The sequence below is a fragment of the Pseudovibrio sp. Tun.PSC04-5.I4 genome (assembly GCF_900104145.1).
Classification (GTDB): domain Bacteria; phylum Pseudomonadota; class Alphaproteobacteria; order Rhizobiales; family Stappiaceae; genus Pseudovibrio.
Genome location: NZ_FNLB01000006.1, coordinates 1,223,809 through 1,250,807, shown reverse-complemented (window position 1 = coordinate 1,250,807; position 26,999 = coordinate 1,223,809). Strand labels below are relative to the sequence as shown.

The 26,999-nt window shown below is 49.6% G+C and carries 12 protein-coding genes; 5 read left to right on the top strand and 7 right to left on the bottom strand.

Going from position 1 to position 26,999, the window contains the following annotated elements; all coding sequences use genetic code 11:
* Positions 1-7: 7 nt before the first annotated feature.
* The gene (sufB, locus tag BLS62_RS10715) at positions 8-1,480 is read right to left on the bottom strand and encodes a Fe-S cluster assembly protein SufB (RefSeq protein ID WP_093180392.1); all 1,473 of its coding nucleotides are present in this window, start codon (positions 1,478-1,480) and stop codon (positions 8-10) included.
* 142 nt (positions 1,481-1,622) lie between these two features.
* A complete protein-coding gene (locus BLS62_RS10710; RefSeq protein ID WP_093180390.1) occupies positions 1,623-2,789 on the bottom strand; it encodes a cysteine desulfurase family protein in 1,167 nt (388 codons plus the stop codon).
* 330 nt (positions 2,790-3,119) lie between these two features.
* On the opposite strand from BLS62_RS10710, the gene BLS62_RS10705 reads away from it, so the two are divergent.
* Positions 3,120-3,785, top strand: a complete 666-nt coding sequence (locus BLS62_RS10705) for an alpha/beta hydrolase (RefSeq protein ID WP_093180388.1) — start codon at positions 3,120-3,122, stop codon at positions 3,783-3,785.
* A 97-nt stretch (positions 3,786-3,882) separates the two neighbouring features.
* Here BLS62_RS10705 and BLS62_RS10700 read toward each other — a convergent pair whose 3' ends face one another.
* Together BLS62_RS10700 and BLS62_RS10695 are read right to left on the bottom strand one after the other, a co-directional pair.
* The gene (locus BLS62_RS10700) at positions 3,883-4,269 is read right to left on the bottom strand and encodes an NADH:ubiquinone oxidoreductase subunit NDUFA12 (protein WP_093180386.1); all 387 of its coding nucleotides are present in this window, start codon (positions 4,267-4,269) and stop codon (positions 3,883-3,885) included.
* Positions 4,270-4,426: 157 nt separating this feature from the next.
* A complete protein-coding gene (locus tag BLS62_RS10695; RefSeq protein WP_093180384.1) occupies positions 4,427-5,116 on the bottom strand; it encodes a response regulator in 690 nt (229 codons plus the stop codon).
* Positions 5,117-5,810: 694 nt separating this feature from the next.
* Here BLS62_RS10695 and BLS62_RS10690 point away from each other — a divergent pair.
* From BLS62_RS10690 to BLS62_RS10670, 4 genes are all read left to right on the top strand, one after another.
* The gene (locus tag BLS62_RS10690; protein ID WP_093180382.1) at positions 5,811-9,491 is read left to right on the top strand and encodes a vitamin B12-dependent ribonucleotide reductase; all 3,681 of its coding nucleotides are present in this window, start codon (positions 5,811-5,813) and stop codon (positions 9,489-9,491) included.
* A 188-nt stretch (positions 9,492-9,679) separates the two neighbouring features.
* Positions 9,680-10,360: an ABC transporter ATP-binding protein gene (locus tag BLS62_RS10680; protein ID WP_093180377.1), complete on the top strand. Its 681-nt coding sequence runs from the start codon at positions 9,680-9,682 to the stop codon at positions 10,358-10,360.
* Positions 10,357-11,109, top strand: a complete 753-nt coding sequence (locus tag BLS62_RS10675; protein ID WP_093180375.1) for an ABC transporter permease — start codon at positions 10,357-10,359, stop codon at positions 11,107-11,109. Before BLS62_RS10680 ends, BLS62_RS10675 begins: the two co-directional genes overlap by 4 nt.
* 461 nt (positions 11,110-11,570) lie before the next feature.
* The gene (locus tag BLS62_RS10670; protein WP_093180373.1) at positions 11,571-13,844 is read left to right on the top strand and encodes a hypothetical protein; all 2,274 of its coding nucleotides are present in this window, start codon (positions 11,571-11,573) and stop codon (positions 13,842-13,844) included.
* 216 nt (positions 13,845-14,060) lie between these two features.
* Here the strand turns inward: BLS62_RS10670 and BLS62_RS10665 are convergent, their stop codons facing one another.
* The 3 genes from BLS62_RS10665 to BLS62_RS10655 all read right to left on the bottom strand — a co-directional run bounded on the left by BLS62_RS10665 (position 14,061) and on the right by BLS62_RS10655 (position 26,966).
* Positions 14,061-14,384, bottom strand: a complete 324-nt coding sequence (locus BLS62_RS10665; RefSeq protein WP_093180371.1) for a hypothetical protein — start codon at positions 14,382-14,384, stop codon at positions 14,061-14,063.
* Complete coding sequence (locus BLS62_RS10660; protein WP_093180369.1) at positions 14,381-15,028, bottom strand: cytochrome c oxidase subunit 3 family protein; 648 nt, start codon at positions 15,026-15,028, stop codon at positions 14,381-14,383. Before BLS62_RS10660 ends, BLS62_RS10665 begins: the two co-directional genes overlap by 4 nt.
* A gap of 154 nt (positions 15,029-15,182) precedes the next feature.
* Complete coding sequence (locus BLS62_RS10655; RefSeq protein WP_093180367.1) at positions 15,183-26,966, bottom strand: LysM peptidoglycan-binding domain-containing protein; 11,784 nt, start codon at positions 26,964-26,966, stop codon at positions 15,183-15,185.
* Between the last annotated feature and the right edge of the window lie 33 nt (positions 26,967-26,999).

Sequence of the window (26,999 nt, the reverse complement as noted above, 5' to 3'; positions counted from 1 at the left end):
CCGCGCTTTAACCCACACTTCCTTCAAGGCTGATGGAAATCAGCTTTTGTGCTTCAACTGCAAATTCCATTGGCAGTTGTTGAATGACCTCACGCACAAAGCCGTTTACAATCAACGCGACAGCTTCTTCATCGTTAAGCCCGCGGGCCTGACAATAGAACATCTGGTCATCTGAAATTTTTGAGGTGGTTGCCTCATGTTCAAAGACCGCTGTCGAGTTTTTGCTCTCAATATAAGGAACTGTGTGAGCACCGCACTTATCGCCAATGAGCAATGAGTCACATTGGGTGAAATTACGTGCGTTAGATGCCTTGCGATGGGCAGAAACCTGACCGCGATAGGTGTTTTGCGAAACACCTGCTGAGATACCCTTGGAGATAATCCGGCTGGATGTATTTTTACCCAGATGGATCATCTTGGTACCGCTGTCGATCTGCTGGTGACCATTGGAGATCGCAATGGAGTAGAACTCACCCTGTGAGTTATCCCCGCGCAGAATACAACTTGGGTATTTCCAAGTGATTGCAGAGCCGGTTTCAACCTGAGTCCAGGAAATCTTCGAGTTTTTCTCGCGGCAGTCACCACGTTTGGTCACGAAGTTGTAGATACCGCCAACACCATTGGAGTCGCCTGGGTACCAGTTCTGAACGGTCGAATACTTGATCTGCGCATCTTCCAGAGCAACAAGTTCAACCACTGCTGCATGCAACTGGTTTTCATCTCGCTGAGGCGCAGTACACCCTTCCAGATAAGACACGTAGGAGCCTTTATCTGCAATAATGAGTGTGCGCTCAAACTGGCCGGTGTTCGGTTCGTTGATGCGGAAGTACGTGGACAGTTCCATAGGGCAACGAACGCCTGGTGGAATGTACACAAACGACCCATCAGAAAACACAGCAGAGTTCAATGTTGCATAGAAGTTATCGGAGACTGGAACAACAGACCCAAGATATTTTTTCACAAGCTCGGGATGCTCACGAATTGCTTCGGAGATCGGGCAGAAAATAACGCCTGCCTTAGCCAGCTCTTCCTTAAAGGTTGTTGCCACCGAGACACTATCAAACACGGCATCAACTGCGATGCGGTGTTCTGGTGCGACACCTGCAAGAATTTCCTGTTCGGAAATCGGAATGCCCAGCTTCTTGTAGGTGTCCAGAATTTCTGGATCAACCTCATCAAGAGACTTCAGGCCTTCGCGCTTTTTAGGTGCTGCATAATAGTGAAGGTCTTGAAAATCGATCTTCGGATAATCAACACGCGCCCATGATGGTTCTTCCATCGTTTTCCAACGACGAAACGCCTCCAAGCGCCAATTGAGCATCCATTCCGGTTCGTCTTTTTTCCCGGAAATATATGCAACGATATCTTCGTTGAGCCCTTTGGGAGCAAGCTCACTTTCGATATTGGTTACGAAGCCATATTTATACTGATCAACGTCAATTGCTTTGACCTTGTCAATTGTTTCTTGGACTGCCGCCATATTTTGTCTCCATACGCGGTTCAAAGCCGCATTGGGTAAACCTTATCGGACCCGTTGCCCTTACCTAACAGATGCAGTGTCGCAACACATCGCATCCTTATTTATACGAGGGTGTTGTCCTCGTTTATTTTTTGTTTAGCGCTCACCCCTTCTGTGTGGGCTTCATTCGTTTAAATATTTTCGTCCAAGCGATTAAAAACCGCTCGATATCGATTTTGGTCGTTGCCCATCCGAGACTCACCCGGATTGCGCCACGAGCCAGTGTTTCCGATATCCCCATAGCAAGAAGCACATGGGATGCGCCAACTTTGCCGGAAGAACAGGCCGACCCAGATGAGACAGCTACATCAGATAAATCGAAATTGATGAGCGCTGTTTCAGCTGAAATCCCTTCAACTGCGAAACACGTCGTATTGCCAAGACGCAGAACATCTTGACCAAAGATAACCGCTTCAGGAGTGAGTACTTTTAGTCTCTCCTCCATATAATCACGCAGGCCAGATATTCTAGCACGCTCTTCGGAATTGGTTGATTGCGCTGCCGCAACCGCAAATCCTGCAATGCCTGCTGTATTTTCTGTACCTGCACGTCTCCAAGATTCCTGACCACCGCCTGTTAAGAGCGGAACTGGCCTAAAATCTCCCTTCCCTAAGATAAGAGCACCAACACCTTGTGGCCCTCCGATTTTATGGGAGGAAATTGAGAGTGAGTTACAGCCAATCATTTCTATAGAAACAGGGGCTTTGCCTGCCATCTGAACGGCGTCTACATGAAAAACGTGCCCTAAATCTTCAACAAGGACACCAACTTCTTGCAGGGGCTGTAACACGCCTGTTTCACTGTTGGCTGCCATAACAGAGACAAGGACGGTCTCATCCTCGCCCAATTGTTCCAGTAACCGTTTTAACTCAGCCACAATAACCCGGCCTTTGTCGTCAACCGGAATGACATGGGTGTTTTGAGTGGCAAAGCGACCACCGGCAATGACCGATGGATGTTCAATGGCACTCACAAACAACTGGGTTAATATAAAAGGCTCGCCATTCTTCAACCAAGTCGGAGATAAGGCCGTTACATTGGCCTCTGATGCACCACTTGTAAAAATGACGTTTGCCGGATTACCATCGACCAGATCAGAGAGTTTATGTCTGGCATCTTCGATAATCGCACGAGCGCGCCGTCCACTACTATGAATAGAGGACGCGTTTCCAGCTGCTTTATACGCTTCTTGAAGAGCCAAAAGAGATTCTTCCCTCAACGGAGCGCTGGCGTTATAGTCTAAATATGTCAGTTCTCGGTTCGCTGTCATAGTTTAACACAGAAAATGGGGTTCTTTAGTGCCCTAATTGGGTGTCTATGGAAATGGAAACCTTGATATTTTCCACCGCGCTTACGATAAGGATGGATAAGTTCCCTTTGAAGTCTTACGGGTCTATAACTTGAGTGCACCGAGTTGGGAATTACTTTCTCCAATTATGGCCGAATATCATGGTAGCCCTTGAGATTCATCGTAGAATAATTCTAAACTAGTTCTAGTAAACTTGCGTTTCGCAGTCAAGTTTAATCGACAGCGATCCGGCCTACCAAAAAAACCGGCAGCACTTTGGCTGCTGGCGAAAACAAAAGGATTTTGCAGTATATGCCTGAGGTGATCTTCAATGGCCCTGCAGGGCGGCTAGAAGGCCGTTTCCATCCAGCAAAAAAACGTAATGCTCCGATCGCACTTGTTCTTCATCTGCATCCGCAGTTTGGCGGCACGATGAACAACCAGATCATTTATCAGACCTATTACATGTTTGCCAGACGCGGCTTTGCCGTTCTGCGCTTCAACTTCCGCGGCGTGGGTCGGTCCCAAGGTCAGTTCGATCATGGTCAAGGTGAACTGTCAGATGCGGCGGCGGCGTTGGATTGGGTGCAAACCATCCATCCCGATGCACGTGCTTGCTGGATTGCTGGTTTCTCATTTGGTGCGTGGATTGGCATGCAGCTTTTGATGCGTCGTCCTGAAGTTGAGGGCTTTATCTCTATAGCCCCTCCTGCAAACCTGCATGACTTCTCATTCTTGGCACCCTGCCCGTCTTCTGGCCTGATTATTCATGGTGAGCAGGACAAGGTGGTTCCGCAAAAGGATGTACAGGTGCTGGTTGATAAGTTGAAAACCCAGAAGGGTATCATCATCGACCACCAGGAAATGCCGGGTGCAAACCACTTCTTCGAAAATCACGTTGAAGGTTTGATGCGCAACTGTGCTGGCTATCTTGATCGCCGTCTTGGCCTGATTGCTGAAGATGGAACCAGAATCTAAACGCCTTCACCTATGAGCTTTGCAACAAAAAAGCCCGGTCACTGACCGGGCTTTTTATATAACTGAATTCTGATTTATTCGCCGGGGGTCCAAGGACCTATTCGCCTGGGGTCCAAGCGTGATAATCGCCTGTTACTTCCGGGCGGTTTTCCGGGGTCAGAATGGAACCCTTTGGACGGTAGGCGTTTGGTGTGCCCGTCAGGTTTGGAGAATGTGGTACTTCCCACTCGTGCGCAACATAGCCGCTTTGCGTTGGCGGGGTATCTGTACGGTGATGCATCCAGCCATGCCAGCCTGGAGGGATCTGGGAGGCTTCCGCCATATGCTTGTAAATCACCCAACGGCGTTTGCCGCCACGCTCTGTATAGTACTTGTTGCCAGTCTCATCCGTGCCGACAAACTCCCCCTTCTTCCATGTAAAGAAGCGAGTGCCCCATGTTTCACTGTTCCACCACGTGAAGAACGTAAGCAAAAGGTGTTTCATTAGTCGGGCCTTTCCAGATCGATGGCTCTATGAATTTTCTCGGAATATGACGAGTGTTTTCCTGCCTGTCCAGTCTTTGAGTACCGTAGTTTCAACTATTCACCGGAAGTCACCCAAAATATCCTAGGGTCAGTTATTATTTTCACAATATGGCGGATTAATCTGATTTCGTTTTTCGAGCTCGACGCATCAGATACGGGTTCTCGCTAAACTTATCTGCCTTTGAGGCGGGCTCAATCTCCAGATCCTTTAAGGAGAGAGGCGCAGTATCCTCGTTATAAGCCCGTTTCTTCGATCTTGGCCCAGCTGGCCGCTCTTCCTCGATCTTTTGATAATCACGCGCTTTATTCAGTGTCGCGAATTTTGCATGATTCTCATCAACACGCCTTTGTGTGCCTTCAATGTGAAAGCCGCCTTCTGCGTTTTTGATGAACTGACGGCGATCGCGGCAGATTGATTCCAGCGATTTTTTTAAAGCAGCAGACGAGATTGGAGTAACGAGCAGATGATGTGCCCCTGCTTCCATAGCGCGCGTGACCAGAGCCCGGGTCCCATAGGCCGTTATAAAGACCAGCGGAACGTTAATGAGTTCAGGGATTCGCCCGGAGCGCATAAGCTTGAGCAGCTGGTAGCCGCTGACCGGTTTCATCTCCCATCCAGACAATACAATATCTGGCGGGTCAGAAATCAACATAGGCAGCGCATCTTTGGGCGAGTCATAGACGCGAACACGCCCGAGCTTCAGTGTACTCAAAATACCCCGCAAGATTACTTGGGTGGGTTTTGAGTGTTCCACAAGAACCACATCTAACTGGGAAATGTCCTTGCCGAATGACGTGTGATGCATGATTGCTCGCTAGACCAACATAATAAGAAATCAATGGTGAGTAAGAGTCTATATATGATCTCTCCATACAATTACCGAGTAATTTTGCGAGGGGTGCACAGACTTTTTACCGGCGAATTGCTGTGATCCACCGAATAATCTTTCCTAAAAATACTCCCCAAAAAAAAAGAGGTTGAGTTTGCATTTTCGCTTGGCTCTGCGGAAATGGCAGGGTTCTGCTGCCCATGCCACTTTTCAGTGTTCCTTAAGGCTCCCCATAATCCACACACAATACAATATTTGGTGTTTCATCCCCTCTTATGCACACAACCAGTGGACAAATCCTGCTTGACGATGCTTTCCGATTCAATCTAATTTGGGGTCGAAATCAAGGCGTGTTCAGTTTGTACGGCTTCGGTCGGGAGTTCTTCTAAATTCAGTAGCATCGAGTGCTAGAAGTTGAATTAGTTTTCACTTCAAGCGGTCGCTTTTTTTTGCCAATTGCCGACTAAATATTGTGTTAATATATCTATCGCACACTATATATTGTTATAAGCAAAAAATGCGTAGCGTTTACAAACAACTCGCCTAAACGAATGGCGGTCAGTTCAACAATCAAAACCAGCGGTGGATTTTGATTAAAATTGCAACTGATTGTTCTTTGCAATCCGAATGTATCGCAGTGAGGTCCACTGGGTACGAAAGGGGCTAAAAAATGAGAATTGAGCGGCGATATACTGCGTCTGGCAAATCCCCATACGCAGATATTGAATTCTGTAATGCGACGAGCGAAATCCGTAACCCAGACGGATCTATTGTGTTTCGCCTTGAGAACATTCAGGTTCCAAAGCAATTCTCTCAAGTTGCCTCCGATATTCTGGCTCAGAAGTATTTCCGTAAGGCTGGCGTTCCTGCCAAGCTGAAAGCGGTTGAAGAAAACACAATTCCGTCCTGGCTGTGGCGCATGGCACCTGACGACAAAGCTCTGTCCAAGATGGACGAGGACAAACGCTTTGGGTCTGAAATTGACGCCCGTCAGGTTTTTAACCGTCTGGCAGGCACATGGACCTACTGGGGCTGGAAGGGCGGCTACTTTGATAGCGAAGCTGATGCGCAAGCGTTTTACGACGAGCTGCGGTACATGCTGGCTACTCAAAAGGTAGCGCCGAACTCCCCACAGTGGTTCAACACCGGCCTGCATTGGGCTTACGGTATTGATGGTCCAAGTCAGGGCCACCATTACGTGGACTTTGAAACTGGCAAGTTGACCCGTTCAGCAACAGCCTATGAGCATCCACAACCCCATGCCTGTTTCATTCAATCTGTTGACGATGACCTTGTGAATGAGAACGGCATTATGGACCTTTGGGTTCGTGAAGCACGCCTGTTCAAATACGGCTCCGGCACTGGCACCAACTTCTCCTCCCTGCGTGCAAGCGGTGAGAAGCTGGCGGGCGGCGGTAAATCCTCGGGCCTGATGAGCTTCCTGAAAATTGGTGACCGGGCAGCTGGTGCCATCAAATCTGGCGGCACAACACGGCGTGCAGCGAAGATGGTTGTGGTTGATATTGACCATCCGGATATCGAGGAATTCGTCAACTGGAAGGTTCACGAGGAGCAGAAGGTTGCGGCTATCGTGACCGGTTCCAAGGTCTGTCAGAAGCATCTGCAGGCTGTGATGAAAGCTTGCGTTAACTGCGAAGGCAGCGGCGGCGATTGTTTTGACCCGAAGAAGAACCCTGCTCTGAAGCGCGAAATGCGCGCCGCGAAAAAGGCTCTGATTCCAGACAACTACATTCAGCGTGTGGTTCAGTTTGCCCGTCAGGGTTACAAGTCTATCGATTTCCCGGTTTACAACACCGATTGGGATTCTGAGGCTTACCTGACAGTTGCTGGCCAGAACTCCAACAACTCCGTTCGTGTGACTGATGGCTTCTTGAAAGCTGTGACAGATGATGCGGACTGGGATCTGACCGCCCGCAAAACCGGTAAAGCCCACAAGACCGTTAAAGCAACCGAGCTTTGGGAACAGATTGGGTATGCTGCCTGGGCATCCGCTGATCCGGGCTTGCAGTACCACACCACAATCAACGACTGGCACACCTGCCCGCAGGGTGGTGAAATTCGTGCGTCCAACCCATGTTCTGAATACATGTTCCTGGATGATACGGCGTGTAACCTTGCATCCTTGAACCTGCTGCAGTTCCGTCAGGACGATGGTCAGTTCGATTCTTCAAAGTTTGAGCATGCAACCCGCCTCTGGCAGATTGTGCTTGAGATTTCTATTTTGATGGCCCAATTCCCATCCAAGCAGATTGCTCAGCTCTCTTACGAATACCGGACTACGGGTCTTGGTTACGCCAATATTGGCGGCCTGCTGATGACCTCCGGCATCTCCTACGACAGTGATGAAGGCCGGGCGCTGTGTGGTGCGATCTCCGCGATCATGACCGGTGTGTGTTATTCAACCTCTGCTGAAATGGCTGGCGAGCTGGGTGCCTTCCCGCGTCACAAAGAAAACGCGGCAGATATGCTGCGCGTGATCCGTAACCACCGCCGTGCTGCTTACAGCGAAGCTGGTGGCTATGAGAAGCTCAACACCCTGCCCGTTCCGTTGGACGCTGCCTCCTGCCCACAAGCAGATTTGGTTGAACGTGCAAAAGTAGCTTGGGACCTTGCGCTTTCCCTTGGTGAAAAACACGGTTACCGCAATGCGCAGGTTTCTGTGATTGCACCAACTGGTACAATCGGTCTGGTTATGGACTGTGACACCACCGGTATTGAGCCTGACTTTGCTTTGGTGAAGTTTAAAAAGCTCGCTGGTGGCGGTTACTTCAAAATCATCAACCGTGCCGCTCCAGAAGCGCTTCGCACCCTTGGCTACAGTGAAGCTGAAATTGGTGAGATAGAAGCTTTTGCAGTTGGGCATGGGTCCATTGCACAGGCACCGGCTATCAACACCGGTTCTTTGCGTGCCAAAGGCTTTGATGATGCGGCGCTTGAAAAGCTCAGCGCGTCTCTTGGCGCTGCGTTCGACATCAAATTTGTGTTCAACCGCTGGACCCTTGGTGACGAGCTGCTGACCGGAAAGCTTGGCGTTTCTGCTGCTCAACTGGACGACATGGAATTTAACCTCCTGTCCCACATGGGTTTCAGCAAAGCTGAGATTGAAGCTGCGAACACACATGTGTGTGGTGCGATGACCCTTGAAGGTGCGCCGCACCTGTTGGAAGAGCATTACTCTGTGTTTGATTGTGCCAACCCATGCGGACGGACTGGCAAGCGTTACCTTTCAGTCGACAGCCACATCAAGATGATGGCAGCGGCTCAGCCGTTCATCTCTGGCGCGATTTCCAAAACCATCAACATGCCAAACACGGCAAGCGTTGAGGACTGTAAAGAAGCGTACATGCTGTCCTGGAAGCTTGGCCTGAAAGCCAATGCACTTTACCGCGATGGCTCCAAGTTGTCTCAGCCGCTGAACTCTCAGCTTCTGGAAGATGATGAGGATGACGAAGATACAGTTGAAGATATCCTAGCTCAGCCGCAAACTGCCCGTGTTGAAGCTGTTGCAGAACGCATCGTGGAACGCATTGTTGAGCGCACTGTGCGCAACCGGGAAAGATTGCCGAACCGCCGTAAGGGTTACACTCAAAAAGCCTCTGTTGGCGGCCATAAAGTTTACCTGACAACGGGTGAGTATGAGAATGGCACCATTGGCGAAATCTTCATCGACATGCACAAAGAAGGCGCTGCCTTCCGCTCCTTGATGAACAACTTCGCCATCGCAATCTCTCTTGGCCTGCAATACGGTGTGCCGCTTGAAGAGTACGTGGATGCGTTCACCTTCACACGCTTTGAGCCTGCTGGCATGGTGATGGGCAATGATGCCATCAAGAATGCAACGTCCATCCTTGATTACATCTTCCGTGAACTGGCTGTGTCTTACTTGGGTCGTAATGATCTGGCGCATGTTCCACCAGAAGCTTTGGGAAGTGCAACGTCTACCGCCCACGCCTCTACTGGAGGTGGACAAGGTAGCCACAACGCTCCTGGGATCGTGTCTCATGGTCTTGTGCGCGGTCAGACCGAGAAGTTCCGTCTGGTTCCGGGCGGTGATCCTGCTGTTCAGATGGCTGGCGCCATCTCAGTTCAATCTGACGCTATTGCGACGGCCTTCCAGCGCGGCGGCGAAGCCTCTGTTGCTGCTGCTCCTGTTTCCGTTGGTACAGCCACACCGGCTGCTCCGCGGCAGACGGTTGCAAGCCAAGTCGCTCAGGCCCGCATGAAGGGCTATGAAGGCGAAAACTGCGCGGAATGTGGCAACTTCACCATGGTGCGTAACGGCACTTGCCTGAAGTGTGACACTTGTGGCTCCACAAGCGGCTGTAGCTAAAATGTAAGATTATGTGGCTTCTTATAAGTTTGCCACATAACCACATCCTGAATGATGGCTCCGGATATTTCTGGAGCCATTTTTTTATGATCAAGTTGGACTTCATCCGGTTCAATCGTTTGGAAGAGCTTATCAGTTGATTTTAGTGGGAATTGGCGCAAGGTTGAGATCTGCAATCAGGAGTTTACATGCCCCCTTCTCAATCACCGCAAAAAACCCCTCTTATTGAGGCCCGTAAGATTTGTGTCGAGAAGCAAGGACGTCAGCTCTTTCAAGATTTTTCGTTTTCCCTTCACAAAGGTGAGAAGGTATGTATCAGCGCACCTTCTGGCCGGGGCAAAACAGTTTTTTTGCGGATATTGGCCGGGCTGGAAAAGCCAGATCAAGGAGATCTTCTTTTTAATGGCAAACCCTATAATGCACGGGGATGTGCAGCACTTTACAGGCAACTCAATTGGTTGCCACAACGGGTCAGTCTTTTGGGGGAAACAGTTCAGGAGTCTTTGTTCGCCCCCTTTGAGCTGCGCAATAATCATGACCGAAAACCTGATAAAACCGGGATGATGGCTGCACTTGGCAAAGCGGGGCTATCTGATACAGCACTAGATCAATCTACCAGTCAGTTGTCAGGTGGGGAGCGCCAACGTTTGGCAATTGCCACAGCGATCTTGTTGGAAAGGCCCTTATGGATCGCAGATGAGCCGACCGCCTCCTTAGACAAAGAACGTGCAATCTCATGCGGAGAATTGCTGTTAAACACCTGTGAAACATTGATTGCTGTGACACACGACCCTGAGCTGCTTGCTCTGTTTCCCACCAAAATTGAACTTCCCGATGTCCCAGCCAAAGGTGATGGGGTGATCCGATGACAGGCGCACTCAGCTGGAGCCAGTTAGCTCTGTTTTATGTTACGGCCCTCATCCCCTTAAGTCTGCTGTGGTTCATGGACCTGAAGGACTTAGCTCGCGATCTTTCCATATCCATCACCCGAATGAGCATTCAATTGCTGGCCGTAGGCTTTTACCTTCAGGCTGTTTTTGATTATAATAATTTCGCGCTCAACCTGATATGGCTGATCGCCATGACAGCGATTGCTGCGGTAACCTCCGCTGGGCGAGCAAAGATGCCTCGCCTACGCTCTGTTGTTCCGTTAACAGGCGCAATTCTGGTGGCGATGCTTCCCGTCCTATTGATGTTTATTTTTGTTCTTAGCCGACCAATCCCTTGGTATTCTGCACAGATTACAATCCCAATTGCTGGCATGTTATTAGGCAATGCACTTGGCTCTCTCGTGATTGCGCTCAGGCGTTTTCAACTTCGCACGGCAGAGGATATAGAGCGCATCGAACTTCTCACCACTATGGGAGCCACAAAGGCGGAAGCTCGCCGTTTCCTCATAAAATCTTCACTCCGAGCAGCAGCCTCTCCCGTCATCGCCAGTATGGCAACACTTGGATTGGTGTCCCTTCCGGGGATGATGACTGGGCAAATCCTTGGTGGCCTCAATCCCATGGAGGCCGTGCAATACCAAATCGCAATCATGCTCGGCATCTCAGCAACCCAAACCCTGGCAATCATCCTTGCCCTGCGGTTTTCGGTCTACCTTGAGGACGGTTAGAAGGATGCGGGCCTGCGTATTGATCATTCCCAACACTTCACATTTACGCGATCATGTGTCTGGGCCGTCTCGCCTATTTTCAAAGCGCAAACGACCAATACGGGCGTGTCATTTTTTAATCCTGAGCAGAGTTGTGATGAGTTTCATTTCTCTCCGCTTACGTCCTGCAACTAGGTCACTCAGCAACAAAACCCTCTAGATCAATGTGTTAGTGCTACAAAGCATCAAGCATTGTTTGTTATTCAAGCGTTGTTCCCACCCCGATATAGTTTGCTGGAACTTTCCAATAACGCTAATGCACTCCACCTCCCGTTGTTTCAATTTGAGGGCAAGTCGACATTATCGATTTATATAGCTTTAACTTTTTATACTAAAGTCTATCGACCTGCCGTAAAATAAACGCATAGCAGTAGCACAACATAATTAGCCAATAACAAAACTTAATTACTAGGGGACGTGTCATGCCTGTAAATAAGTTAAATACTGAACAGCAAGATTGGGCCAAAGCGGTTTACCAATCTCTTCATTGGAGCTTTCCTGATGAAGATGGTTCAACCAACTCAGCAAGAGCCTCAGCCGAACAACTCCAGAGCGCGAATGGCACACATGCTCAGCGCAATGGAACAGCTGAACCGGACCTGAGTGATTATGTAATTGTAGACAGCCCTCCCATCGAACGGTCAGCGGGTTACAAGCCAAGCCCAATTCATGCCGTCTTTGAGGAAATTGGCCTTCCAGAAACCGACAATTTCCGGGATCGCATACAGAACTATCACGACAAAAAAACTGCCTACAAAAAAGATCCGACGGCAGCAGCCTATGCTGATCCCAAAGCCTCCACATGGGAACGGCGCGTCAAGGGAACACTTGGCATGTCTCAGGACAAAGCTGATGAGATGGTCAGGATGCAGTTCACCAACGATATGAAGAATGAATCCCGAAGCATCACCAAGGAGATCTTCGAGACACAATCTGATGATCCACGTTTCACTGATTTCCTGAAGAATGCCGCCTCGGGTGGCCCAAACAAACTGACTAATGCACACAAAGAAATGCTCGTCTTCCTGAGCCAAAATCTCAAAACACTTGGCAATGCACTTGTCGCAAACGTCAATGAGTTGTACCGCCAGCACGCTTTTGGGAAGGCCATGAGCGACACCATTGATGAAGCTAGAGAAAATGCCGTCACAGAAAGTGAAAAGAAAAAACTTGATGAGATGGAACAGGAAGTTGTTGAATACCGTATGGCTGTTGCAAGACAGCTGGGTATGGCGCTGAACACGACAAATGATGTTCAGTCTGCTCTCAGCTTTGGTGCCACAGTCGATTCTGCCGCCGAAGAGCTTTCCTATGAGAATGGCCGCGCCCATAACGCCGTTTCTGGACTTGCAAAACTTACTGAGGACATGGTTCGCAAACACCTGGCTCAGTCCAATAGCTCACGCAAAACGCTGAGTTGGGTTGCCACTCAACCTTGGGCTAACCTCATTGATGTGAGCATTGATACCTCGGGGGAATATTTTGACATCATCACAAAGGTTCGCGAATCTTCTGCTGAACCAGATGCAAATGGCCCTCAAAACGATAACACTGTAAATCTTGCTCAAACAAACCTCACCAGGGAAAAACTGAGCAACACACCTGAGTTGATCTTTAACGGATTGCGTTCACCTGAAATGAAGCAAGCGCTCTCCACAAAGCCAACAGGTGAGCCAAGTTCTGATGATGTGCCTTTTATCGAAAAACCAACTGATATGGCCATGACATGGGGGGAAACCCTTGCCAGAGCGCAAGCGGGCGGACACGATATAAGTGACCAGTTGCCTGACTATATGAGCCTCAAGCAGGTTCACTATCACGATGTTAAGCAAGGTTTCTTTTCCAAGACAGACACCGTGAAAACAGCATGGATTGTCGAGCAAATGGACACTTCAGAGACCGTTTCTGAGGTTAACTTGCTGAACAATCTGCCACGCAGTATTGCTGGTGATCTTGGTGAGCTTGCAGAGAATATGAAGGATCTGAAAAACGATCAAGCGACCCAGACAGAAGACATCCTTTCTAAGAAGAGCCACCTTGAGAACTTCCTAAGCACAAAGGGAGATGGCCTCTTACAGAATTATGGTACGGCCCATGATGCCATTAGCAGCCTTCAAGACCATGCAATGAAGGAAGTAATAGCAAAGATGAGCGGTGGTTCCAGTATCAAAAAGATCAAGAAATGGGCCGCGCAACAATCCTGGTCAGCCATATTTGATGTTGCCATCACTCCGAAGGAGGATGGAAGCAGCGGTGAGTACAATGTTGTTATTAAAGAGAAGAACCAAGGAACAACTGAAGAAGGAACTGCGGTTCTCAATAAACCAACTGGAGAAGCTGGCGCGGATGCAGGCGGTGTCGTTGATGAAGAAGATCAAACATATGGCGAACAGTTCCATGGTCTCAAAGGCGCGTTGCGTGCTCTCTTGAATCCAACCGTTCACAAGCAGTTGGTCTCCAAACCTACTGGCGATTCCGCCAATGGTCTTGCCATTGTTGAAGAGCCAAGTAAACTTGCCAGAGATTGGGCTGATCTTCTAAAGAAGTCTGGCGGTGCAGATGCCAATTTGCCGGATTATCTGGAACTTCGTGAAGTGCAGTACCGTATCCGTTCCCTTCTGCCTTGGAAGAAAAACAAACTGCAGGCTTGTTGGGTCTTGGAATTTAAACCATCAGCCTTCAAACAGGCAGCCTAACGGTACAGAAACTGCTGATAGATATTTATAATCATATGTGTTGGGCTCTGCTTGATTGTGGAGCCCAACACATATGAACACCTCATACAACGCGGTGAAGGGACTGTCGTCAAACAGGATCAAAAGGTCTCGTCGTCCCTATGTTGCGTGAGGAAAGATATGTTCCCCGCAAAAGTTAGCGTTGGGTTCAGGCTGCTGATTTTATCTCTCCCCCACTTACGGCAACAACCCGGCTGAAACGATTGTCAGCAATCCGGCGCAGACCACGGTGAGTGTAAAGATCATACTCGATAACATGGAGAGCCAAGCGGGGCAGCGGGTCAGTCCCAGATAGCGTTTCAGGATAATGCGCGTTTTAAGGAGTATAAGCGCGGCAATAATCAGCGGACCAACATAGACAAGAAGAGCGTTGTTGAAGAGGCTCAGAGTATAGCCCAAGAGCGTTAGGGCAACCAACATGCCCCAAGCTTTTACAAGATCGGCCAACGGGGTTTCAGGTGTGTTTTCCGCATCAGGAGATATTTGGCTGGTGTTATTCATAGTGCTTGCCCCATCAGATAAAACACAGGGAAGATTATGACCCAGATCAGGTCCACCATGTGCCAGAAGGCTGTCCCAGACTCCAGATTTTCTTCAGTCGGCCATATGGCAAGGATGGCCAGAATGATCAAACCGAAGATCACGTGTGCCAGATGGAACCCAGTGACGAGATAATAGAGCGTGTAAAATGTGTTGGTTTCTATGTCGATGCCGAGCGCAAATTTCTCCTGATACTCGAATATCTTAAGTGCCATGAAAACGACACCAAGTAGCCCTGCTCCCAATAACGAAACCCGTGTTTTCGTTATCTCTCCAAGTTTTACGAAGCGAAGAGCTACTGCAGCAAAAAAACCAGAGGTGAGAAGCACTATGGTATTTATGGTTGCAAGGGGCACATTCAGATGGGTTCGAGCTTCCTTATACATTTCAGGATGAAGCAGCTCATTACCCGCAAATGCCCACAGAAAGCCCCCAAACACCAGAATTTCGCTGAGTATCAGGATCCACATCATGGGATCGCCGGGTAGATTGTCCAAGGACCAAGGAGATTCTACCTGATACTCACGTTGCGGAGTGCTTGCCTGTGCAACAGATCGAAGAGTTGATTGATCCACTGGTACAGTGTTTACGCGAATTTCGTCCATTGCTGCCTTCCGAATTCCTATGGTCCCATTAGAAATGACCTTTGATGTGATTTCATAGATGGTCGTTGTTGGAGCGCTAACTCAACAGAACTCCCTTCACTGGATTCAAGATAATTTGTTCTAACCGGCTTTATCCCGGTGGATTTCAGCATTCCTAAGTAATCGCGGGTTCACCTTCCAGAGATGCCAGTGGAGGCGAAATATCGTCAATCATCAGTATTATATTCTCAAGACTGAGCAAGGGCATGGGGTTCTCTGTCAGGTTGGACATTATGTTCATGGCAAAGCGTAGTTCTGCTTTGTGTCTGGACGGCTTATGTTGGGATGCCCATTTGGTGATCGAACCTGCCAGCGATGCGATGATATCTCCAGCAGGTTTACCGCTTTCCTCGATAGTGATTTGCGTCGGTGGCAGAAGCGCTATGGGAAGGTCAATGGAGGCATCTGTCAGGCCTTCGCAGAGGTGGTAATCATAGCCAATGTTGAGCTGAAGGGTGACGTCGCCCGTATATTCCCCTTCAAACAACGCGATGAAGAGATGGTTCAAATGCTCTTGTAGTGTGTGCTTGAACGGCTCGCCCGTTGGGTTGTTTAAACAGGCGATGTTGAGCGTTTTCTGACTGCTCAAAGTTGGGTGATAAGGGTTTTTGAAGGTTGCTGTTGGCGTCCTAAACACAAAGCCCTCGTTGATCTGCCCGCCAATATCTTCATTGCGCACCAGATACATGGATGACATGGCATCCTGCCGCGCAAGCACCTGCATACCGGGCAAGACAACCTGTCGATTGCTGAGAGATTGAGCAACTTGTTGCGTGAGGTAGATCTGATTTTTACCGGTTTTCTGAGTGTAATAATAAACGTAAATGCCTTTGCTTATTAAATCACTGTCCTTGGTGCTCAAATGGCTGGTCCAACCTGAAATCTCGACACGTGGATTTTGTGAAAGGCCTATTGGTGCAACACCACTGCTGGAAACCAATTTTACGATCCAGCGATGGTTATCTTCCGGCGTATCATCAGTAATTATCTGGCGCTCTTCTGTGACATAAAACTGGTAGGGCTCAATACCGGTTTTTGTCATTGCAGAGGCAAAGACCCTGACTCCATTGCTGGCTGACGCAGCGGTTGCTATATCTTGTGTTAGTTTAACAAACACCGATAGTACACTTGAGGCATTAGTAATTGCAACCTCACCTTTATTGCCAGCGCTGATGACAGGAACATACTGACCTATGATCTTTGAAAGATCATGTTGGACTGAGATGAATTGCGCCAGAGGCTGGAACGCATCAGCAAAACCGGCCAATTCTCCTTTAGAGGTGTCCTTGAGATTGTAGTGTACTTCCCCAAAAGCTTTGTCTTGCTCATAGTGAAAATCAAGACCATAGGTATAGTCGTAGTCCCACCGTGTGATCTTTGAGAGCTGCTGTGCATTTGGATAGGCAGCGACGCCATTTTGCTGCACCATGCGCGGCGTTTCCGGGAACTTACGCAGCAAAATTGGCACACAAAACTGACCTAAGGATGCTTCAAGGTATGGACTATTGGCGGTTTTAATCGGGGACAGCCAACTGGACGCTTTGTAGTTTGCAATGCCCGGCACAGCACTGATTTGATGCTCGATGGCAGCAACTTTATAAGTCAGGTCAAGCGAAACGAGATCAGTGTCCTCCCCCAGTTTTTCAGGCGCTTGCAGAAGGAAATTGAGCGGTTGATCATCACCATTATCCAGCGTGACCTTGGCTGATGTTAAGGTGATCAGGCTCGACAGGTCCTTTGTTGTTTGAGTGGTTTTTGACCTAACCGGATGCATGGTCACGTTGCCATAGAGCTGCGCCACATCCTCACCGTCCCGTGTTGGAATATCCGCCCATACCTGCGCGCCAAATGAGAGTGCGGCTTGCGTTACATAAAGGTTGGAGAGTTCATCCAGCAGAGTTTGTTTGAAGGTTTCGCGAACTGATGTCAGCCTTGTGCTCGCCTGCCCTTGGTAAACCGGCGAAAGCATTTTTGAGGTCACGTCAGCAAGGCTTTTCTTTAGCTCTGTCAAAGCCTCTAAATAGCTTGTTATGCCTTGGGGCTTGTTTGTTGCCAGCGCATCAACAAAGAGGATTGAGGAGGAATATTGCGGTGACAACAGGGTATCGAAGAAACCGAAAAATTGTTTGAGCCATACATCCATTTCCACGTTTGAGAACGTACTTGGAACAGCGGGCTTGGTGAAAAGGCATGTGGCCGGATCAAAATCATCCAATACCGTGTAGGGTTGAATCGGCACTGTACGCGAGATTAACGTGTTGCTGACTGGCAGTGGTGCATAGATCTCAGGGTTGCTTTTATCATTGATTTTGAACGAGATTGCAGTGCCTGACTTCTCACCAATATGCACTCCCCATGTGGCTGTGGGAGCGGTGCCAACAGATGGTGCATACCTATTGGTCCCGGACGCGACAATCATCCTGTAATCAGGCCCAACAATCGCGTTCTCTATGTTTTGTGCAAAGTCCGCCAAGACATTCGGGTTTGAACCCGACGGCTTAGATGTGCTGCCCGTTGACGTTTTGACGCCGATTGTGTTGGTGACAGAGCGCGTGGACGGGACAGCCGCGTAGTCACCCACTGCAATGCCATTGGTGCGGGTGAAAACCAGTTGAGTTGAGAGCTCAATCACTTGATCGCTACTGAGCTTGCCCAGCTCTTCCGTTACATAAAGAGTGAACGCGGCAATGCTGCCTTTGTCCCTGTAATCTCTCGCTTCAGTGGGTTCACTTTGCCGGATCAGGAACTCACTTATTTCACCCCACCAACTCACGAGTTGACCAAACTCCGTCTCGCTTAATCTGCGGACCTGCGCAACAAGCGTGGAACGCACCTCAATTGTAAACCCGTTGGGATCATTGAACTGCGCAAGCATGTCCTGCACCACCACCAATGCCGAACGTGCTCTTTGCTGCGCTATGACCGGATTTTGCCCCTGCTGCGGGATAAAGGGTTCATCATCAAAGCTGAATTCAATGACGATGCTGAAGTTTGTAAAAGCAGCATCGACTGCACCCGCCCCTTGCAGTCCACTGCCAGATTGAACGGTCCAGCCTGATGAGGTTGAAGGCCATTGAGAGAGCGGGATAATTTGATCCGTATAGCCTTGCAACGCAGGCTTATCGTTAGCTTGCTCGATCGGACTGCTCTGATCCTCCAGCTTGGTCAGGGTGGTATTGCCGTAATAGTCGTTCCAGCTCAGTTGCGTTTGCAACAGCATTCCGTTGGCGCTGTAGGGGTTTTGCTCCTCACCTGATGTTAACTGATCGGGTTTTGTGAGGCTGAGATAAGAGATCGCGCCTTGATAGATTTGCGCTTCATCGGGTTCAGGATCCTGTACAAATCTCAGTTTGCCATCGTTTGGTGATGTTGATTTCCCACTCGCTCCAATCGGCAAACCCATTTTGCTGGCGCGAAAATCCTGATTATCGCTGATGGAATACGCAAGAAGGCTGAAGTTATTGAGCAATAAATCCTTTGCGTAATCAGGATCGGTTCCGCTCATAGGCACTTCTGGCAGAGCACTGCGGAGGGCATACAACGCCTGCACACCAGAGTGTTCTCCCGGTTGTAAGGAGAGCGGGCCACTGCGGAGTTTTAGCTTTTCACCATTTGCGACAAGGCCTGCCACATCCGCATTATAAGCTGCAAGAACGATTGGTTCCGTTCCATAATACTGAGCAATATCTGAGAGTGAGCGCAGTGCTTTAATCGCGTTGCTGGCAGCTTTTGCGCCAATAACAAGCAAGATCACAGGCAATACGAGCGGATACCCTGCGGGAACAACATCCCCTTCAATCCGTGGATTTTGGGTTTTGAGCGCCTCAGGCTCTATGCCAAACCGCAAGGCAATGCTGGCAAAGGAAGCCCCCGGCGCACTTGTTCCCTTTGGCACCCTATAAGTGCCTTGCGCAATGTTGATCGTTACGCCAGCCGTCAGCTGAAGATCACTTGCCTGCGTTCCATTCTCGGCAATCACGACACTGTTTGCGATGAGGGAATTGAGATTTGACGTGTATTGGGCCGCGATGCCAGACAGGGTCTCCCCAACACTTGTAGTGTGCTCTATCAGCTCTCCTTTTGCGACGGCAGTCAACACAGACCCAGATCCAGCCATACGCTGAACTGTGGCAAGGCCGTTTACATATGGGAACACCTGATCTTTATCTTCATGGATGATCACCAGTGAGAGAGTGGCCTCACCTTTAGTGTTGAAGATAGCTGCTGGTAGGCCTGTCGCTCCCTCATCGGCGGTGTAATAGAGGTAGAAGCCTCCTGCATTGGTGATTGCCGCTTCCCACAGCAGTTGGACAAAATCCATAGGTTTGTTCAGGAGTGTCGGGCCTGTGCTTTCCTGCCTGGTTTGGTCAAGAAACAGCATCTCTGTGGGAGGTTTTGTGATGGTGGACAGGTTGGTTTGCGATATGCCGAAAGTTACCTCTGCGCCGCCCTGCCCGACAAACTGAAGACCGCTGCTATCGGAGCCCGTGTTATAACCAAGCGTTACAGAGGCAAACGTGTGCTCTGGGGGTAGGTTTTGCACCAAGCGCTCTAACACCAAAATGTTGGCAGCACTTACACCGCTGATTTCATAGGTGGTTTTGATAGCTCCCGCAGGTGCTGTCGCTTGCTGCTGAGGTAGTTTTTTGATGGTGAACTCGACGGTGGATGTCCAGCCATATGCGGTTACGGGCGTTTTGACTGCTTTACCTGATGCTTCATCCATCGTGACCTGCTCAAGGATCAGCTGTGGCGGCAAGATGTTGCTGCCGGGTGCATAGCTTCCCCCAAGCGCTGTCAGAGCGCCGGGTAGCGGCCACAACCGCAAATACTGGGTGGGAGCCTCTGTCTTATCAGGGAAATATATGGACTCTGCGCTTTGCCATTTTATGAAGTTAGGTATTGGAAAACTAGTGGGTTGTTGTTCCAGTTTGGCAAGCAGGCAGACCTGCTCTGGTCCTGCCGGCAAGTAGCCCTTTTCTCCATAGGTTATGAGCGCTGCAATACGTTGGTATTCCGGGCCTGCGGGAACATCATCCGTTGGGCTTTCAATCGTATAGACCAATTTATTTTGATCATGGCCGAACAATATCCAAGCTGTGTCCTGCGGTTTGCTGAGTGTAATCGAAAAATCAGAATCCAGCGCAGTGGGGATAGGTATTTGCTGGCCGGATAATGCAAAGAGCCCTGCATTTTCTGGCAGCATGAGGTTGCCTGCGGGCTCTTTCTCAACCCACATACCATCAGCAAGTGGAGTTATGCCCTCGGTTGGCAACCGCATGCCATGGAAGTAGTAGCGTGATGCCATGCCAGACAGATGGGTGATGCCACCGGTGCGTTGCACTTCATTGATGAGTTCGCCCACCGGAAACTGGGGCAGATAAACCAAATTCAGATATTTGTTGGCACTTGCAGAAAACAGGCCTTGTACATTTCCATTGGCGTCAATTGCCAGATCATCCAGCTCAATTTCATAGGTCTGTGCGACAGAAGACAGTGTTTCACCCTCGCTTACACCATGCATAAAAGCGGGCATTTGCAGAGTAGCCCCCACGACCAACAGACCTGTGAGGCTCGGTATTGTGCTGCTTGTTGCAAGCCTTTCGACAGTCGTTTTAAGAGCGCTGGCGATGACGCTTAGTGTTTGCCCCCCCGACACAACATGCTTTACGGGAGAGCCGCCCGCTGGGCTATAGGTGATGATGGCCCCGCCCAATAACAGGCCGGCGGTGTTCTTGTTGACTTCCATCAGGTCTTGGAGCGAAACGGTGGCTTTGTAGAGGTTGTTACTCGCAAGCCCGGATAGTGTGTCGTTCGCTGCAAGCACTATTGGTGCAAAGGGAATGGTGACTGCAACACCACTGATGAGAGGATGCCTGTCATTGGCCTTAAACACATCGGTGAGCGTGACCTGCTCCGAGGGATCTAACGTGACGGTACTGTTGACCCACTTCACCACATCCAGCGGTGTTTCACTGGCAACGATAGGGTAATTGAAATCCCTTAGGCCGCTGAGCATGTTTTGTAACATCTGTTTCATCAGCAAGAGGAAGTAATTCTGATAGATAAAGGAGGCGATGGACAGTTCTGGATTAGCGGCTTTAAGTTCTGCCTGAGACTCTTTACTTTCTTTCTCAACTTGCACGCTTAACTCATCGAAATAATTGGATAAATCGCTTAGATAGGTATCGCTGATCCTGTTATAATCAACGAAATTATAGCTTAGGTCAGCCGCCTGAGTTCCCTGTGCCGCTGCTATATTCAGCATTGGCGGCATTGGGAAATATGTGGCCTGCGCTTCCCCTGATCTTGACGGAAGCCCGACATCCAACTGGAATTGTTGCTTTAGGAACGTCGTAATCTGGTCCGGCGACAACTGGGCGGAGCTCTTCTCCTGCGCGCTTAACTCATCCAGCAACAGGTTAATATCGTTGGCGCTGATAACATGGCTGTTCACCTCTTCATATGAGACCTTGTTGCCCAGAGTGGCGGCAACGACCCAACGCGCGACCATTTTTGCAAGAGCTTCAAACGGCGTATCGATCGATGTGCCTGCTGCTTTTTCCTCCAGCCCCGTATCATCAGGCTTTGTGGGCGCTGGCGCAGTGATGAACATGTTTGCGACATAACACGGGAATTGCTGTGGCCGCGCACCAGCTGAGGCATTCCAGTTTTCATCTTTGGCCAGCGTTAAGCCGTAACCCAGATGGACCTCCAGCTTGTTCTGACTTGGGTCACTGGCAGCTTCCAGGTTTGACCAGTCCAGGATAAGTGGAACAGCTTCAGAGGCGTAAGACAGCATAGGCATACGGCTATAGGCACCCAAACGCTCTGCTGCTGGGGCTGCCAGTCGGCCTTTTTTCGCATTACCATCCGTAACCCAAGGCGCATCATTGGGGTTTTGCAACGCCCCTAGTGTGAAGGTGGTGTGCACATGGGCGGAAAAGCTAAAGCTGATTTTGATCGAGAACAGACCGAGGTTGATTTTGGCGGATGCATTCACATCGACCTTTGCAGATATGGTCAGCGGTATTGGCTCATAGGAGGTCAGCTCAATTTGTGCGCTGACCTCTATCCTGATGTTGACCGATGCTTTGACAATCGCGAAATCGATTGAGCCATACAGTTTGCCAATGATGCCGAATGTGCCTGTTAGGGAAAAGAAATACTGCCCTTGCAACGACAGTGCATCACCGCCGCCAGTGTTTGTTGCCTCATAAGGATTCCATTTGGCAATAATACCTTGCAAGATGCCAAAGGCTGTCAAACTGAAACCAGCTTTCAATATCCCCATTTCAAAGGACTTACCCAAGCCAAGTTGCGCGCCAAAGCCAAACACAAGGTTGGGGTTAAAGAAGCCGTTGGTCGCTTTCGGAAGGGCGGGAACAGCGGCGGCAGGCAGCTTCCCAAAGTAAAACCCTCCTCCGCCCTTTACCGGGATACCGGGGGGTATGATTGCCTCGACAGAAAATGAGTGAGAGAAGTTGTTGTGCCATGGGAAGCCAACATCAATCTGGAAATCTCCGTTTGTGTAGATATCAATGCCGAATGTTGGCAGTGTTATGGTCACCGCGCCCACATCAATCCGGCGCATTATCAGGGGGAGCTGAATGGACGCAGAGAACTCGCCTAGTCCCTGGGATATTTTGCGATAAATGATCTGGAAATCCAGCCCATCAAATATCTTCGCAGATTCACCAGCACAGGCTATGCGCAGAGCGTAAAGCGTTGGATCTGTGAACACCACTTGCATGGTGAATGTATATTTAGGGCCGTTTTGCGTTCCTTCGACCTGGTGCTCTTGTCCCTTCTTTTTGCCGGAGTCTATGCGCAGGACCCCAAAATCGGTTCCAAACAACCAGTTGTTGGTGCCATCAAAACCGATTTGCGGGACCTTATCTGGAGATGGTTCTTTCAGATCTGCGAGCTTGTCGATCGCGTCCTGAACAGACGTGACCTCTTGCAATCCTTTAACTGCGACGTGCTGACCCGCTGCGAGCAAGCGCAAATCAAGATACTTATTGCCCGCCCCGCCCGGGCTCGGTGTTGTTGACGGTTTATCAGCGCGCCAGCTTGGGGTTTTCGCACTTTCAGCGGCAAAATCCAGCCAAGGGAAGTTGCCGTCTAATTCAACATGCACACCTTTGCCTTTACCCTTGCTTTTATAGGTGAGCGTGACCCCTTTTACAGATGCGATGCCCAGATCAACCGGGCCAATCGGGACTGTGAAGCTGACTGAATCCTCGCCAAAATCCCAGAGCATATCGAAACCAGAAAGCTTAACTGAGTTTAGAAGGTCCCAAGGCGCGGCCAAACCAAACTTTGATCCTGTCATCCAAGAAATGAAGGTTTCAACCATTGAGCCGAGTGTGGTCGTATCAGTAAAGGTTAGGATCGCCGTTTTCTTTTCGCTGTCGATTTTGGCGGTCAAAGGCCCCCATTTAAAGCCGTAGGATTGATAGGTTGGGGCATAGTCAAAAAACAGCAGGAGCTCGATGTTGTTCCAAATAACATCAGCGGAGATCATCCCGTATTTTCCGCCGGAACTGGTGGTCTCCTGAGCTATGAGTGATTTGTTTGGCTCAAGGAAAAAGATTTCGTCATTCTCATCCAGTATGGGGATCTGCGCTTTGCTGCCGGATAACCAAAGCTCGCTGCCGCCGGTGTTTCCAAATCTGGCTGTGACGGCTGTTTCAAACTCGAACCACTTTGTTATTTCACCTGAAAGCGTGACCGTTCCGCCAACTTCATAACTGGATGCAGCCCCTCCGGTTTTTGACGTCTCATTCTTTGGGGATGCTCCACTGCCGGTTGAGAAGCTCACATAAAGGTCAGAGAGGTCGAAATTCGGTAGGTCTTTGTTCCACCAATTGCTCCCGACATAGGCAACAATAATATCTTTGAGATTGATCGGAACATCACCTTGCTCGCCAACAAACGTCCAGAGATCCGTTTTGCTATTAAACGTGGCTGTGACTTTGACAGGGACGGGTTCGACACCCGATACTCCGTCAAAAAGGATGGTCGCGGCACTGATTGAGCCAACAGCGGCGGTCCCTGCCCCTTGTGCCTCAATGTAGATGTTTGTGAGCTTAAACTCTGCTGGTGCTAGAGTGATCTTCCAGTTGTCCAGATTGACACCGGCTTTAACCGCATATGTTTGGCTACTTTGGCCTTTGCTTGGAGAGAGTTCTAAAGACAGGTTTGCAATATCTGCATCGACATCCAGCTTGTAACTGCTTGGCAAAAATGAATTTACAAAATCAGAGACTGACAAATCCGGCGCATTTTGGTCTTGTGTTGCAGTTACAGTGGTCTGTGGGTAGCTGACAGAAACGTTGACTTGGGCGGGGTCGGGCGCGCTGCCCACCTTGACGTCTGTCGTTGCAACCCAGCTTATTTCCCGTGACCCTGTCGGCTCTACTCCGGTGATATCGAAGGAGAGATCCTCAAGGCTGATATCTCCGAGTAAGGGCCATTTCTTGCTGTCTTTCAAAGAGACCTGAAAGCTGTCGATTGCCTTGCTTTCAAAGTCATAACTAAAGCGCAGGGCCTCTATGGTGAGGTCCTGCACGCTGGATACCTGCGGCGGGAAGCTGTTGATGAAATTCATGCCGCCAATGAGCGTGAATACGCTATTGAGGGAGGGGGAATGATCGCCAAACTGTCCCTGTACCACCATTTTTCCATTGGCAGAACTCGGGTAATCCATATGGAAGGAGAAAGGCGCATCTCCAAGACTAAGTGTGGTTCCCAGGTCCCCCGTCAAGCGTGCACCTGTGCTTGAAAAAACGGCAGATAGGTTTGTGTCTTCCAGTGAAAACCATTCGACACCGGGTAATGAGACCTTACCGAGTTTCAGATCCAAATGAACCGTGTAGTCACTGTCCTTTTGCTGTGAGGCAGCTGGGCTCGTATTGGTGACTGTCAGTGTTATATCAAGCGGTACTCCAAGGAAGTCAGTTGTCGTTCCGTCGATTATAACCTGATCAATTTTGGCAGACTGAGCAGGACTACGGGATATCTTCACGTTATTTTTGGTAGCCCCAATTGTGAAGCTATTGGTGTTTAAAACCGTGCGTAGGAAAGTGTGGAATGGCCCGTCCTTCAGCACCTGTGGCATCAAGGATAAAACACCATTTTTGTTGTTGACCTCTAGCTCTGCATAAAACTTCGGCAGGTCTGCGAAGATGTTATTTTCTATAGATATCAACGCAAACCGTGCAGAGATAAACCCCAATGCTTGCAATAACTTATCGTTGATAGGTGATGTATAGAATCGCTTTAGGCCATCGTAATACTCAAAATAGTCACCATGGCCATTTCGAAACTCACTCGTTATTTCTGCGATGGTTTTTGTTAGTTGATTTGGGGGCATTGTTCGTTGGTAGCCTCTTAAAAACGAGGAGGTTCCCAACGCGATTTGGTTCTTGGAAATATCGAAAAGCCTAGCGGTAACAGCCGTTGTGCTGCTGGATGTTTTACCGGTTCCGTTTCCGTAAGCACTTGGATAGGGATTGGTTGAAAAACTACCCAATTTGAAAAACGGCTTGCCCAGATTAACGGCAAGATTATCGTTCTGGAGCCCTTCCAACACACTTGGCAGGGTTGCAGATTGATAGAGATGCGCAAAGACCTGCGGCGGCAAGTTCGGGAGCGTGACGACAACCGTACTTCCCGTTTGCAGTTTGCTGAGAAAAGCCGCTCCCTCTGAGCCGGAAACATCTTTGTTGAGATAGATGCCGGTTCCTGAACCCGAGGAATTCTGAAAGAGTTGCTGGCTTTGGCAGTAAGCATTAATGTTCTGGGTGAGCTGGTCTTCAATCTGCTCAGATCCGTTCGATGACGTTCCAGCAGCGGTTTGTTTGGGGAAGTAACTCTGCAAGGTTTGCCAGAGGGAGGATGTGATCTCATCCAACAGAGCAATCACGACAGGTTTTTCTGTGAAGCCCGTTTGTCTTTGCAGGAGCGTTGCAGCAGCTATCAGCTCAAATGCGATGCCATCTGCGCTCCCCACGATTGCCCGCTTGTCCCTTGGTGAGGTGGAAAGACCATAGACGGGAAAGAACTCGAAAGCCCTTTTTGCCCCTTGTGCCAGTGCGTTGCTGATGTTGTGCGCAGCGCTGAGGACCTGAGGATCTACCTTTGGGACTATGGCCAGATCTGTCCAGTTTAGCTTGGGATTCAGCTCCTGTGTGAAGGCTCTATATGAAAACTGAGAGGATTGAAGCGCGAGCTGATCATCCAGATTGATTTCCTGTTTGAAACCGGGAAGGACTATCTTGGAATGAGCATCGCAAGTTTCATCGGTCTTGCCACAGTTTTCAGCGGTCCACAAATAGGGTTGCAGAAGGAGGAAGTAATCGCACTTTGTTGCCAAAGCGATGCTTGCAGAGGAGATGTTGGGAATATCTCCTCCGCCACACAGGCACAGTGGCATCTGGCCCGATAAATCCGGCACTTGGCGGTGGGTGGTGCTCCCAACTGTTGTTTCTTCATAGGCGAAGAACGTGAGGGTCACCCCATTCAATGTGTAGGGTGCGCGTGTGGCAGGATCAAACCCGGGCAGGAGTTCTGCCAGTTCCTGTAGCAGTCCATTTTGCTGGCTGTTGTAGATCAGCTCTACATCATTGCGAAAGCCAAGTTTGATCATCCGCGCAATGAGGTTGACCGTGTTGGCAACGCTGCCCGCTTGCTTTTGCTGATACGCGAAGTACCGCAGTTTTTTGCCACGAAGATGATCTGTGAGCCGCGCAATCACGCTGTTTGTGATTGTGGAATTGAGGCTTTGCGCAGCTGACGAGAACGATTGCAGAAGATCTGAGAGCTGCGTGGTCAAGCTTTCCTCATTTGGCAGGGCAACACGCGCGGTGGGTTCAATCGGGCTGAGCTCGTTCATCTTCAGGCACCATTGTTTCGTCAGGAAATGGGG

Coding starts and splice junctions, on each gene's coding strand:
- sufB (WP_093180392.1), bottom strand. CDS start 1,480: ATGGCGGCAGTCCAAGAAACAATTGACAAGGTCAAAGCAATTGACGTT.
- BLS62_RS10710 (WP_093180390.1), bottom strand. CDS start 2,789: ATGACAGCGAACCGAGAACTGACATATTTAGACTATAACGCCAGCGCT.
- BLS62_RS10705 (WP_093180388.1), top strand. CDS start 3,120: ATGCCTGAGGTGATCTTCAATGGCCCTGCAGGGCGGCTAGAAGGCCGT.
- BLS62_RS10700 (WP_093180386.1), bottom strand. CDS start 4,269: ATGAAACACCTTTTGCTTACGTTCTTCACGTGGTGGAACAGTGAAACA.
- BLS62_RS10695 (WP_093180384.1), bottom strand. CDS start 5,116: ATGCATCACACGTCATTCGGCAAGGACATTTCCCAGTTAGATGTGGTT.
- BLS62_RS10690 (WP_093180382.1), top strand. CDS start 5,811: ATGAGAATTGAGCGGCGATATACTGCGTCTGGCAAATCCCCATACGCA.
- BLS62_RS10680 (WP_093180377.1), top strand. CDS start 9,680: ATGCCCCCTTCTCAATCACCGCAAAAAACCCCTCTTATTGAGGCCCGT.
- BLS62_RS10675 (WP_093180375.1), top strand. CDS start 10,357: ATGACAGGCGCACTCAGCTGGAGCCAGTTAGCTCTGTTTTATGTTACG.
- BLS62_RS10670 (WP_093180373.1), top strand. CDS start 11,571: ATGCCTGTAAATAAGTTAAATACTGAACAGCAAGATTGGGCCAAAGCG.
- BLS62_RS10665 (WP_093180371.1), bottom strand. CDS start 14,384: ATGAATAACACCAGCCAAATATCTCCTGATGCGGAAAACACACCTGAA.
- BLS62_RS10660 (WP_093180369.1), bottom strand. CDS start 15,028: ATGGACGAAATTCGCGTAAACACTGTACCAGTGGATCAATCAACTCTT.
- BLS62_RS10655 (WP_093180367.1), bottom strand. CDS start 26,966: ATGAACGAGCTCAGCCCGATTGAACCCACCGCGCGTGTTGCCCTGCCA.